This window comes from Terribium retamae (genome assembly GCF_022347545.1).
GTDB classification, from domain to species: Bacteria; Pseudomonadota; Alphaproteobacteria; order Rhizobiales; family Rhizobiaceae; genus Mesorhizobium; species Mesorhizobium retamae.
In genome coordinates this window covers 1-12,813 of the sequence record NZ_JAKREW010000046.1, presented here as the reverse complement: position 1 = coordinate 12,813, position 12,813 = coordinate 1, and the positions used below count along the sequence as shown (strand labels likewise).

12 protein-coding genes are annotated in these 12,813 nt (G+C 61.4%); 3 read left to right on the top strand and 9 right to left on the bottom strand.

Annotated features, from left to right (window positions below; translation table 11 throughout):
• Positions 1–24: 24 nt before the first annotated feature.
• The 5 genes from L4923_RS26315 to L4923_RS26295 form a co-directional block, all read right to left on the bottom strand.
• Positions 25–939: a branched-chain amino acid ABC transporter permease gene (locus tag L4923_RS26315; RefSeq protein ID WP_239370072.1), complete on the bottom strand. Its 915-nt coding sequence runs from the start codon at positions 937–939 to the stop codon at positions 25–27.
• A gap of 81 nt (positions 940–1,020) precedes the next feature.
• A complete protein-coding gene (locus tag L4923_RS26310; RefSeq protein WP_239370092.1) occupies positions 1,021–2,172 on the bottom strand; it encodes an ABC transporter substrate-binding protein in 1,152 nt (383 codons plus the stop codon).
• Positions 2,173–2,389: 217 nt separating this feature from the next.
• A complete protein-coding gene (locus tag L4923_RS26305; RefSeq protein ID WP_054311412.1) occupies positions 2,390–2,935 on the bottom strand; it encodes a 3-hydroxyanthranilate 3,4-dioxygenase in 546 nt (181 codons plus the stop codon).
• Between the two features lie 41 nt (positions 2,936–2,976).
• Positions 2,977–3,936, bottom strand: coding sequence for a dihydrodipicolinate synthase family protein (locus L4923_RS26300; RefSeq protein ID WP_239370071.1), 960 nt, complete (start codon positions 3,934–3,936; stop codon positions 2,977–2,979).
• A gap of 15 nt (positions 3,937–3,951) precedes the next feature.
• Complete coding sequence (locus tag L4923_RS26295; RefSeq protein ID WP_239370070.1) at positions 3,952–5,385, bottom strand: NAD-dependent succinate-semialdehyde dehydrogenase; 1,434 nt, start codon at positions 5,383–5,385, stop codon at positions 3,952–3,954.
• Between the two features lie 183 nt (positions 5,386–5,568).
• Between L4923_RS26295 and L4923_RS26290 the strand changes: the two genes are divergently transcribed.
• Positions 5,569–6,480, top strand: a complete 912-nt coding sequence (locus L4923_RS26290) for a LysR family transcriptional regulator (protein WP_239370069.1) — start codon at positions 5,569–5,571, stop codon at positions 6,478–6,480.
• A 6-nt stretch (positions 6,481–6,486) separates the two neighbouring features.
• Here L4923_RS26290 and L4923_RS26285 read toward each other — a convergent pair whose 3' ends face one another.
• From L4923_RS26285 to L4923_RS26275, 3 genes are read right to left on the bottom strand one after another with little or no spacing between them, the layout of a single operon-like run.
• The gene (locus L4923_RS26285) at positions 6,487–7,362 is read right to left on the bottom strand and encodes an alpha/beta hydrolase (RefSeq protein ID WP_239370068.1); all 876 of its coding nucleotides are present in this window, start codon (positions 7,360–7,362) and stop codon (positions 6,487–6,489) included.
• 9 nt (positions 7,363–7,371) lie between these two features.
• Positions 7,372–8,160: an alpha/beta fold hydrolase gene (locus L4923_RS26280; protein ID WP_239370067.1), complete on the bottom strand. Its 789-nt coding sequence runs from the start codon at positions 8,158–8,160 to the stop codon at positions 7,372–7,374.
• A 54-nt stretch (positions 8,161–8,214) separates the two neighbouring features.
• Positions 8,215–9,372 (bottom strand): FAD-dependent oxidoreductase, encoded by a 1,158-nt coding sequence (locus L4923_RS26275; RefSeq protein ID WP_239370066.1) that lies wholly within the window; start codon positions 9,370–9,372, stop codon positions 8,215–8,217.
• A gap of 217 nt (positions 9,373–9,589) precedes the next feature.
• On the opposite strand from L4923_RS26275, the gene L4923_RS26270 reads away from it, so the two are divergent.
• Positions 9,590–10,516, top strand: coding sequence for a LysR family transcriptional regulator (locus tag L4923_RS26270; protein ID WP_239370065.1), 927 nt, complete (start codon positions 9,590–9,592; stop codon positions 10,514–10,516).
• Positions 10,517–10,726: 210 nt separating this feature from the next.
• Entirely contained in the window at positions 10,727–11,905 is a 1,179-nt protein-coding gene (locus L4923_RS26265; protein ID WP_239370064.1) for an ABC transporter substrate-binding protein, read from the top strand.
• A 119-nt stretch (positions 11,906–12,024) separates the two neighbouring features.
• Here the strand turns inward: L4923_RS26265 and L4923_RS26260 are convergent.
• A partial coding sequence (locus L4923_RS26260; protein WP_239370063.1) for an NAD(P)(+) transhydrogenase (Re/Si-specific) subunit beta occupies positions 12,025–12,813 on the bottom strand: 789 nt, incomplete at its 5' end.

The following is a 12,813-nucleotide window of genomic DNA, read 5'->3' as shown; positions in this document are numbered from 1 at the left end:
TTCGCTGTTCACAATCAAGCCCAATCAGGAATTGCGAATGAACAGGCCCTTGGGCCGGATCAACAGGACGATGGCCATCAACAGATAAATGCCCATGGAGGAGATGCCGGCGCCCAGAGCATCGGCTTCCGGGCCGACCATCACCTGCCTGAGAAGCCCTGGCAGATAGGCGCGCAGGCCGGTGTCGACGATGCCGAGGATAAGGCTGGCGAAGAAGGCGCCGCGAATGGAGCCCACGCCACCGATCACCACCACCACGAAAGTCGTGATCAGGATCTGCTCGCCCATGCCGATCTGCACGGCCAGGATCGGCCCGGCCATAAAACCGGCGAGCCCGGCAAGCAAGGCGCCGAGGCCGAACACCAGCGTGTAAAGCAGCCGCACGTCCACGCCGAGCGCCCGCACCATCTCACGATTGGTGGAGCCGGCGCGCACCAGCATGCCGATGCGCGTGCGATTTATCAGCAGATAGAGACCGAACGCCACCAGCAGCCCGACCACGATGATGGCAAGCCGATAGATTGGATAAGAGAGGCCCGGCAGCAGCTCGACCGATCCGTCCAGCACCGAAGGCATCTGCACGAACAGCGGCTGGCGGCCGAACAGCATTGTGACGGCCTGATTGAAGATCAGGATGAGGCCGAAAGTGGCAAGCACCTGGTCAAGATGATCTCGCCCGTACAGGCGACGTACGACCAGGAATTCAATCGCCACACCGGCGAGCGCGGCTGCGGCAAGTGCGGCCGGAATGCCCAGCCAGAACGAGCCTGTCTGCGTCGCCACGAACGTACCAGCATAGGCGCCGATCATATAGATGGAGCCGTGCGCCAGGTTGATGACGCCCATGATGCCGAAGATCAGGGTCAGGCCCGCGGCCATCAGGAACAGCATCACGCCGAACTGCACACCATTCAGCAATTGTTCGAGGAAAAGCGTCATACGCGGTCACTTCGAGGAAAACAGGAAAGCATGGAGAGACGGCGTAAGGCCGCCTCTCTTCTCAGTTCGGCAGACTTGCGACTACATCTTGCAGTCGGCCGAATAGGCGTCGCCGTGATCCTTGAACACCTCTCCGACGGTCTTGATGACCGGCTTGCCGTCGGCGCCCTTCTCGACCTTCAGCGCATACCAATTCTGGATCGGATGCTGGTTCGGACCGAAGGCGAACTTACCACGCACCGACTGGAAATCGGCCTTGCGCAGGGCATCGCGGAAGGAGTCGTCCAGCTTGCCGCCCGACGCTTTAAGCGCTGAAGCGATCAGCTGGCCGGTGTCGTAGCCCTGGCTGGAATAGTAAGTAGCCGGACGATTGTAGGCCTTGTTCCAGGCTTCCATGAACCTCTTGTTGGCCGGATTGTCGAAGTCCGTGTTCCAGTGCGCCGAAACATTGACGCCCACAGCAGCTTCGCCGACGGCCGCCAGCGTCACGCCGTCCATGGACGGCTCGGCCAGCACCATTGGGATTTCCTTGCCGAGGCCTGCCTGCTCATACTGGCGAAGGAAGGTGATGCCGAGACCGCCCGGATGGAACTGGAAGACGACGTCCGGTTTCGCTGCGCGGATCTGGGCCAATTCGGCGGCAAAGTCGGTCTGGTCGAGACGCGTGTACACCTCACCTGCGATCTCGCCCTTAAAGAAGCGCTTGAAGCCGGCGAGAGCGTCCTTGCCGGCCTGGTAGTTCGGCGCCAGGATGAATGCCTTCTTGTAGCCGAGATTGGTGGCGAGCTGGCCGGCACTCTCGTGCAAGCTGTCATTCTGCCACGACACGACGAAGTAGTTTTCGCTGCATTCCTTGCCGGCAAGATTGGACGGGCCGGCATTGGGGCTGATGTAGAAGGCTTCGTTGTCGACGATGTCCGGCACGGTTGCGCCGGCGACATTGGAGAAGACGATGCCGGTGAAGAGCTTCACGCCACTTTCGCTCAGAAAACGCTCAGCGATCTGCTTGCCTTGCCCCGGTTTCAAGCCGTCGTCCTCGACCAGCAGTTCGACCGGAACACCGCCCAGCTTGTTGTCTTCCATGGCAAGCTTGAAACCGTCACGAACATCCTGGCCGAGATAACCGGCCGGACCGGACAGCGTCGTGATCATGCCGATCTTGACCGGATCCTCAGCCAACGCCGTGAACGTCGTGGCCAGAAGCGCCGAGGCGGCAAGCAGTGTCTTTCGCATAGGCATTGGTTCTCCTCCGTTATCGCCGTGTCGGCGTTTTTCTTGGCGGGCAGGTTAGACAGGACCTATCCGTATGTGAATAGGCCCTGATGAGTCTTCCCCGTTAGAGCGGAATTCGATCAAGTTGAATCGGCATTCCGCTGTATCTCTTTGCCGCATGATCCCGAAAAGTCTGCAATTTTTTTGCTTCGCCGACCTCCGGTTCGAGGATCATCCACTAGAGTTTCACCCAGCCTTCCGGCGGTGTCTTGCCTGGATGCATCGAACCGCAATTCGGACAGGTGCGTGCCTTCTCGTCGGCATAGAAGGCCTGGTAGATGGGCGGCAGGTCGCGCACGATGCTCTTCAGCGAGACCTCGACCCGCTTGACCAGCGCGTTGCACTCGAAGCAATACCATTCGAAGGCGTCGAGCAGACCGTCATTGCGCTTAGGCTCGACGACAAGGCCGATCGATCCTTCCTGCGGACGCTGCGGCGAGTGGCGCACATGCGGCGGCAGCAGGAAAATCTCGCCCTCGCGGATCGGCACGTCGTAGAAATTACCGTTGTCGACGACCTTGAGCATCATGTCGCCCTTGAGCTGGTAGAAGAACTCTTCGACCGGATCGTCGTGATAATCAGTGCGTTTGTTCGGGCCGCCCACCACCGTCACCATGAGGTCGGCATCCTCCCATATCTGCTGGTTGCCAACCGGAGGTTTGAGCAGATGCGCGTGCTCGTCGATCCATTTCGAGAAGCTGAAAGCAGACAGGCGTCTGGTCATGATCGTTCCTCCCACTAGTGGCGCAGCCGCGCCCATTCGATTTAATCGGCGATCTTCAGGCCGCATGCCTCGAAGGCGACGCGGGTTGCCCGTTTCTCTTCTTCGGTGAGCTCGAGCAGCGGTGGGCGAACCCGCCCGCCGGTCTGGCCGAGCAGGTCCTGCCAGTATTTCTGATGCGAATGCGGCTTCTCCGCCGGACGTGTGTCCTTGAGCGCGGCGCGGACCGGATCCAGGCTGTCGCGCACGGCACGTGCCTTGTCGATGTCGCCGGCGAAGGCAAGATCGGTGTACTGGCGCATCCGCGTGTCGTTCTTGGTCTGGATGAGATAGGGCGGCGAGGAGCAGAGGTAGAGCTGCCAACCGAGTTCGACGATGTTGTCCAGCCATTCTTCCTCGGAAGCGGTGCTGACCAGGATCCTGTCGCCGGCAAGGCGGGTCAGGTCCTTGTACATCGGACGGGGCACGCTGTACTTGATGGCGACGACATTCTCGATATCGGCTAGTTGGCTGCACAGCTGCGGGCTCATCAGATAGCCGCTGTCCGGGTGGCTCCACAATGCGATACCGATATCCACCTTGTCGGCGATAGTCCGGTAATAATTGAGCAGCGTTTCGTCCTGCGCCTTGAAGAAATGCAGCACCGGCGCGTGCACGACGATGTAGTCCGCGCCGACTTTCTCAGCGTGTTTCGCCAGTTCGATCACCACATCCATGTTCTGGTCCGAACAGGACATGATGGTCTGGGCACGACCGGCGCAGGCATCGACCGCCAGTTCGAAGCTGCGCTTGCGTTCGTCGAGCGACATCGAGAAGAACTCGCCCTGCTTGCCGGTGATGAAGAAGCCATCGATCTTCAGGTCTCCGATCCAATGATCGACATTCCGGCGGAAGCCATCCTCATCGACCGACAAATCGTCCTTGAATGGCATCAACGCTGCGGCCCAGATGCCCTTCATCGTCGCTCGCGAATGGGCCTTGGCGGTTTTCTTGTCGTATTTCATAGGCCTTTGAACCCTTCAGATCGCCATGCGGTGCGAGACAGTTTTCACCACCATGTAATGCATGATGCCCTCGGCCCCACCTTCACGACCGAAGCCACTTTCCTTGACGCCGCCGAACGGCGTTTCGGCGACCGAGGCCTCCAGCGTGTTGATGGAAACGTTGCCGGCCTCCAGATCATTGGTGATCTGGTCGACATTTGCAGCCGAGTTGGTGAAGGCATAGGCGGCGAGCCCGAAAGGTACGCCATTCGCCTTCTCGATCGCATCTTCCAGCGACGGCACCGGATTGATCACGGCCAGCGGACCAAACGGCTCCTCGCGCATCACTCTGGCATTGGCCGGTACATCCGAGAGGACAGTCGGTGGATAGAAGTAGCCGCGATTACCCGAGCGCTCCCCACCAATCAGGAGCTTGGCGCCTTTCGACACCGCATCGGCCACCAGCGCCTCCAGGGCCTCGATACGGCGGTGGTTCGCCACCGGTCCCATCTCCGTCCCTTCGTCGAGGCCATTGCCGGTCTTCACTAGGCGGGCGCGTTCGAGGAACGCATCGGTGAACGGCTTGTAGAGTTTCTCATGCACGAAGAAGCGCGTCGGCGAGGTGCAGACCTGGCCCGCATTGCGCACCTTGCGGATGGCCGAGCTTATGCCGGCCTTTACCGGGTCGGCGTCGTCGCAAACGATAACCGGGGCATGGCCGCCGAGCTCCATCAGAACGGGCTTGGCATATTGCGCGGCAAGACCGGTCAACCGTTTTCCCACCGCCGTCGAACCGGTGAAGGCGATCAGACGCACCGGCTCCTGCGGAATGAGGTATTCCGAGATCTGCGCGGGCACGCCGAAGACGAGATTGAGCACGCCAGCCGGAAGACCGGCATCGTGGAACGCCCGGGCAATGTGAAGGCAACCGGCCGGCGTCTCTTCCGAGGCCTTGATGATGATCGAACAGCCGGCAGCCAGCGCGCCGGCGATCTTGCGGGCCGGCTGGCTGAGCGGAAAGTTCCAGGGGGAAAACGCCGCCACCGTGCCGATCGGCTGATGATGCACGACATAGCGGATGCCGGGCTCACTCGGGATGACCCGTCCGTAGGTGCGCTGGGCCTCGCCGGCATCCCACTCGAAGAACTCCGCGCCGCGAATGACTTCGAGACGCGCCTGCTGGAGCGGCTTGCCGTGTTCACGAGTGATGTCGAGGGCGATTTCATCGATGCGCTCGCGCAGGAGCGAGGCGGCCTTGCGAATGATCTCCGCACGCCGCGCCGGCGAGGTCTTGCGCCAGATGGCAAAGCCGCGCTCAGCGGCTTCGAGTGCTGCGTCGAGGTCCTGCGTCGAAGCGATGGGGACAGCACCGATCACGCTTTCGTCGGCTGGATTGATGACCGGCAGCGTCTCCGCCGTCTTGCGCCATGCACCGCCAATATAGAGCTGAAGATCAGGGTAGTTCGACATTGGGGCGTCTCGGCTCCGTACTGGCATGAAATCCTGGAACGTCGCGCGGCCGCAGCCGGCAACCTTTCACGTGCCAAGATCAATGGATTTCGATATATCGACAAGATGGATTTATCCGATAAATTAATATCGATTTCCGTATAAATCCGGAACGACGGCTAGCCAGCAGTTGAGCCCTCTCGCATGAAGATCACCATCAAGCAGATCCAGCAGTTCCTGGCAGTCGCTGAACTCGGCAGCTTCTCACGCGCCTCGAAGCGCATGGGCACCGCACAGCCGGCGCTCTCGCAGGCGATCCGCGATCTCGAAGACGAATTGTCCGTGCGCCTGTTCGACCGCACCACCCGCCGCGTCGAGCTGACCGATGCCGGCCGGGAATTCCAGAACTCCACCACCAAGGTCTTGGAGGAGCTGGAGCATGCGGTGGAAGGCGTCCACATGCTGGCAGAACGGCGACGCGGCCGCCTGCGTATCGCGGCACCGCCCTTGCTGGCCTCTGTAGTGCTGCCGCAGGCGATCGCCGAGTTCCAGCAAAGCTATCCGGGTATTGCGGTACAACTTGCCGACGTTGGCACCGAACAGATCGTCGAAGCCGTGCGCAGCGGCAAGGCAGACTGTGGGCTCGGAACCTTCTCTCCGGCTGAAGACGGCATCGAGCGCGTTGCCCTGGTGCGCGACAGCCTGATGCTGTTCTGCGACGACCGCTCCATATTCGCAAATGCTGCCACCGCCAGTTGGCGCGATCTGGCGGATCAGCCGTTGATCACGCTGACGCGCGACAGCGGCATTCGCCTGCTGGTCGAAGTCGGTTTCGAGACAAGCGAAATAGCCTTGAGACCCGCCTTCGAGGTCAGCCAGGTGACGACCGCGCTGGCTCTCGTCGAGGCGGGATTGGGAGTGGCCGTCCTCCCGGCCTATGCTCTGGCGGCATCTCGTCACCGCAAGGTGGTTGGCAAGCCGCTGGTTGACCCCAACATTGCCCGCGAGGTGGCCATGATCCACGCCACCGGGCGTTCCGTCTCGCCGGCCACACAGGCCTTCGTCGGCGTCGTGCGGCGTTACGCACAGCGGCTTATCCCACGCGAAAACAGTTGAGCGATGCTACCGATCACCTGTGATCAAGCGCAGCAACGCCTTGGAGAGCGCGGCTTCCCCGTTGGCTAGATCAAGCACGACATCGAAATGATTGCGGTTGTCGATTTCCATCAGCGTGGAGGGAAAACCGGCTTCCGACCACAGCCGGTGATATTCCGCCGACTGGCGTTTGAACCCGTCAGGTTCTCCCGCAGCATAGGCCGTCACAATGGGGCAGCCGACACGCGGCAGGTTCTCGGCCGGGCTCAGCTGCCTGACCGACTGCTCATTGAGCTTGATCCAGTCCTGCACGAACGACCGGGAGATCGGCGCCAGATGAAACAGGCCACTGATCGGCATGGCACCCTTGATGACATCCTCCGGCACATCGAACGCATCGTGCCATCCGCCGGCCAAGACCGTACCCGTCAGATGACCGCCGGCGGAACTGCCGCCGACATAGATGCGGTCGGGGTCGACGCCGAAACGCGCCCCATCGCGCCACAAGAAGCCAATGGCGGCGCGGACCTCACGCACGATCTCGGCCAGGTCCACCTCTGGCGCCAGCCTGTAGTCCACCACGGCCGTAGCGATGCCATGCCTCGCCAGCATCGCGGCCATGAAGGCGGAATCATGCTTTGAAAGCATCCGCCAATACCCGCCGTGTATGAATACGAAGACCGCACGCGGCTCCGCGTCGACGCCGTAGATATCGAGCGTTTGACCGCTTTCGGCATCATAAATGACGTCGAGATGCGAAGCGACGTCCTTCACCGCCTCAGACTGGCTTCGATAGTTCCGCATCTCTGCCTCGAACACCTCAGCCGAGACTGATGCACGGGCACTATAATCCCGATCCAGGATCTCGCGCGGCCAATCGGCCTCGGCGGCTAGTTCGGCCATGCAGAGCTCCTAGGCGACAAAGGCTCGAATGGTTTCCGCGACAACCTTGGGCTGCTCGAGCGTCGGGAAATGCGTCCGACCGGGCAATTTGTTGGGCTTATACCAATCGTGTCCAGCAGCGAAATCGAGTTGCGCCTGCGCATATTCAGGCTCGAACGGCTGCGAATAGATATGCGTGATAGGCCGATTCTCCGCCATCGCCGCCATACGCTGCATCGGGTTTCCCCATTTGCGATAGGCTCTTGCAATCTCGCGGCCGGAACGGGCCCACATCTCGAAACTGTATCTGGCCATCTCTTCGTTGACGTGATCGATGATGTCCTGGTTCTGGGTATCGCCGATCCAGTAATTGAAGAAGTCGCCGCGGCCATTCTCCCAGTTGGTGCGATCCTGGATGTGGTCGATCATCGAAAAGAATGCTTCGTTGGGCGTGGTCTGGATCCAGTCGATGACGACCGAGCGCGGCACGCGTGCGCTACCGAGGCGGTCGGTCACTTCCATGTTCGCCCACCCGCCATGCGAGGTCGAAACCGGCACCACTTTCTCAATCTTCATCCGGTCGAGAAAGGCGATGACGTCGTCAGCCTGATCGTCGGTGACGAAATCGCCATCATGATCACGATGCAGACCGTGACCGCGCCAGTCCAGCCGGACGACCCGGTGGCTGCGCGCCAGTTCCGGTGCCAGGGCCTTGAACAGACGATGGTCCTGGCACCAGCCCGACAGAAGCAGGAGAACATCCCCCTCTCCTGCTTCATCGTAGGACAGCGTGTTGGCTCCGATCTGGATGGACTGCATGCGAGAACTCCGAAATGCGAGACGAAAGGCGGGAAAGCCCTTCGATGAAAACGATCAGGCGAAAGCTTCGGTGGCGGTCGGGATGTGGCGCGCGGTCTTCATGCGCACGGCACCGATCTCGGCGGACCTGCCTGTGATCTTCAGCACCTCGGAACGGATGTCGTCCGGCCAGAAGTTCATGTCGCCCAGCCTTTCGGCCGTATCCTGGGTGTGCTCGGTCAGCGGACGTTCGCGCGCTTCCCACTCTGCGAGCGCCGCCTCGATATCAGGAGCGTCGGTTACGGCTGCCGCGAGGGCCAGCCCGTTCATCAGCGCGCAGCCACCGCCTTGCCCAAGGTAAGGCGGCATCGCATGCGCCGCATCGCCCAGGATCGCAACCCGTCCCTTGCTCCACTGCTTCAGCTTCACCACTTCGAAGGCATCCCAACGGCCGGCATCGCCAAAACGCGCCACCAGATTGGCGAGATGCGGGAAGGAGTCCGTCCACAATTTTCGGTCGGCCGGTACCCTGAGCGCCTCAGCATCATCGGCCGCGCAGCACAGGGCGACATAGAGATCGGAAGCGCTGGCCGGTGTGTAGAGGATGCGACGCGACCCGGTGAAATATTCGATGTAGCGATCGCGGTCCTCGGGTGACACATCGTTATCGTCTCGTGAGATCAGCATCCGGATCGCACCGTAGCCGAGATGCTTGCGATACAGCAGAAGGTCGAGCGAATCCCGCACGCTGGAATTGATGCCGTCGGCGCCAACCACCAGATCCGCCTTGCGCCGCTCGCCACCTTCCAGCAGCAGTTCACCTTCCGGCGTAGCACCCACGGCTGCCGATCCGGTCAAGATTTCGACGCCGGCTTTGCGGCAGGTATCGACCAGCGTGTTGATCAGTTGTTCGCGCAGAATAGTGATGAGCCGCGCATCATCCGGTCCGTTGATGGGGATTTCCTCCATCGTGGTGTCGTTGTGGTCGCGGGTATGGAATTGCGGGCCGATATGCGCACCGACGGTGGCCTGTTCGTAGGCGCCGATCGCCTTGAGCACGCGCAGCCCATTGCTCCAGATATAGATGCCGGCACCGAAGGTGCGCAGGTTGGACGCGCGCTCGTGCACGGTCACCGACCAGCCACGCTGCGCCAGCGCTGCCGCTGTCGCCAGACCACCAATTCCCGCGCCCGCAATTTCGGCACGGCGCCCGGCGCCGGTTCGCTGCATCATTGACTGACTTCCTCCCACCGGTGCTGATCGCACCTGTTTTTGACTTGGCGAGGTCACGACGTGCCGCGCCAAATATCTCGGTACCGGCGACGCTACCTCCCGACCGGCTGGCGAGACCTTCCCAATGATTGGCAATTCATACAAATGAATTCTGTGGAATTTTCTATGAAGCTTTGGAATATCAGAGAGGACCCAACAACGAACCGGCAATGCGCTCATGAAACTCGTCACCAGTCGCCTCACCATCCGCCATTTGAGAATGGTCGTGGCCATCGTCGAGGAAGGCAATCTGGTGCGTGCGGCGAAACGACTTAACATGACGCAGTCGGCCGTCACCAAGGCACTTCAGGAAGTGGAAGCCCTGACCAAGGCCCGCCTGTTCGACCGCAACAACCGTGGCGTCGTGCCGACCATGTTTGGAGAAACGCTTGCCGAACATGCCCGCCTGGTCATCACCCAGCTCGCTCATGCCGAAGAGCATCTTGCCGATCTGCGCGACGGCACCGGTGGGCGCGTCGCCATCGGCACGCTCTTGTCCGCTGCTGCCGAACTGTTGCCGACAGCTATCGCCCGCCTGCGCAAGGATCGCCCTAAGCTGGTGGTGAAGATCGTCGAAGGCACCAATGACGTGCTGATCCCGGCGCTGCGCGCCGGCGAGCTGGACATGGTGGTCGGTCGGCTTTCGGAACTGCGCGACCGGCTCAATGTCGTACAGGAGGTTTTGATGGACGACATCGCCTGCGTTGTCGCACGCCGCGGCCATCCGCTGGCCGAACGTCGTGATCTCGGTCTCGCCGATCTCATCGGCTGGGAGTGGATCCTGCCGCCGCAGGAAACCAGCCTGAGGCGACAGATCGATATTGCCTTTCGCGAGGAAGGGCTCGAACCGCCGGTCCACGCCGTCGACTCCGTCTCCCTGCTCACCAACCGCGCCCTGCTCGTCGACGCCGACTATCTCGGCGTCTTTCCGGCCCAGGTCGCGCGCAGGGAGGCTGCCGCTGGCGCGATCACCATACTGCCTGTCACCTTGCGCGCAACCGCCATGCCGATCGGCATCACCACCCGTACCAACGCTAGGCTTTCCCCGGCAGCCGAACTGCTGGCGGAAACGCTGAGGAGAACGGCGGTCGATCTGACGGCCTGAAGCTCGGCCGCAGCGGCCATGGCTATTCCCAGTCTTCATAGCTGGGAGATGAGTTTTCCATTTACCGCAAGACTGATTGGCCCAAGCTTGGCCATGCAGACGGCCTGCCGGCAACGCGGGACGACTGCACGCAAGGGCCAAGCACAAAAATCGCGACCTGGGATCGCGGAAGCCGCCCGTGCACTCGAGAACAAAACGGGAGGGACTTCTATGTCTTGCAAGAGAATATTGGCAGCCGCCACCTTGGCGTTGCTGGCAGGTACGGCTCATGCCGCCGATCCGCTCAAGATCGGCATGATCACCACACTCTCCGGCCCCGCAGGCTATCTGGGCCAGGACATCCGCGACGGCTTCCAGTTGGCGATCGACCAGAACAAGGGCCAGCTCGGTGGCGTACCGGTTGAGTTGGTGGTCGAAGACGACAGCCTGAAACCCGGTAATGCCCGGCAGATCGCTGACAAGATGCTTTCCGAACAGGGCATCAAGGTCTTCACAGGCATGGTCTTCGCCAATGTTGCCTTCGCAGCTGTTCCCGAAATCCTCGACAACGATGCGCTCTATGTCAGTGCCAACACAGCATCGGCGACATTCGCCGGCAAGGATTGCCACCCCAACTACTTCGTCAGTTCCTGGCAGGACGACAGCCAGGGCGAAAGCGCCGGCGCCCTCGCCCGGTCGCTCGGCTACAAGAAGGCATTCCTGATCGCGCCGAACTACCAGGCCGGCAAGGAAACCATGGGCGCGTTCAAGCGCTTCTACAAAGGCGAGGTTGTCGGCGAAACCTACACCAGCCTCGACCAGACTGATTTCGCCAGCGAGATGGCGCAGATCCGCGCCGCAATGCCCGATGTCGTCTATGAATTCGAGCCGGGCGGCCTCGGCATCGCATTCATGCGTCAGTACCAGCAATCCGGGCTGCTCAAGGAAATCCCGATGGTGGTGCATCCGGCTTCGCTCGACCAGGTCATCGTTCAGGCCGTTGGCGACGCCGCTTCGGGCGTCAAGGTGACCAGCCACTGGAATGACGACTTAGACAATCCGGTCAACAAGGCCTTCGTCGCTGCCTGGCGCGCCAAATTCGGCGATCGTCCGATCACTTATTATGCGGCTCAGGGCTATGACGCCGCTCTCCTGATCGGTGCTGGGCTCGAGAAGGACCCTGCCGGCGCCAGCGACGTTGTGGCGCTGCGGAAGGGTTTGCTCAGCGCGGAGATTCCTTCCGTGCGCGGCCACTTCAAGTTCGGCCCCAACCAGCATCCGGTTCAGGACTGGTATTCCCTGAAGGCTGAAAAAGGCGCTGACGGCAAGATGGTGCTGAAGACCGACAGCAAGGTGCTGTCCGCACACAGCGACAGCTATGCCGCCGAGTGCAAGATGCCCGCCGAATAGCAGGCGCATCAGCCTCGCCGTTTTCGACGAACCGAAGCAGAAAAGCCCGGCGCGAGCCGGGCTTTTTCGGTTTCAGAAGCGGTCGGGCGTAGCGCCGGATCCAGCAGCCTTGCGAACCGTCAGTGATCCATCGCCTTGACGATCTCCTCGGTCATCTTCTTGGCGTCGCCGAGCAGCATCATGGTGCCGTCCTTGTAGAACAGCGTGTTGTCGATGCCGGCATAGCCGGAGCCGAGCGAGCGTTTGACGAAGAGACAGGTGCGGGCCTTGTCGACGTCAAGGATCGGCATGCCGTAGATCGGCGATGACTTGTCGTCACGCGCCGACGGGTTGGTGACGTCGTTGGCGCCGATGACATAGGCGACATCAGCCTGTGCGAATTCGGAATTGATGTCTTCCAGTTCGAACACTTCGTCATACGGCACGTTGGCTTCGGCAAGCAGCACGTTCATATGGCCTGGCATGCGGCCGGCGACCGGATGGATGGCATACTTCACCTCGACGCCATTCGCCTTCAGCTTGTCGGCCATTTCGCGCAGCGCGTGCTGCGCCTGGGCCACCGCCATGCCGTAGCCCGGCACGATGATGACCTTCTGCGCGTTCATCATCAGATAGGCGGCATCGTCGGCAGCGCCGGTCTTCACCGTGCGCTGGATGCCGTCATCCGCCGCGGCAGCGGTCTCGCCGCCGAAGCCGCCGAGGATGACCGAGATGAAGGAGCGGTTCATGCCCTTGCACATGATGTAGGACAGGATCGCACCCGACGAACCGACCAGCGCGCCGGTGATGATCAGCGCCAGATTGCCGAGGGTGAAGCCGAGCGCCGCGGCGGCCCAGCCCGAATAGGAGTTGAGCATCGACACCACGACCGGCATGTCGGCGCCGCCGATCGGGATGATCAGCAGCAC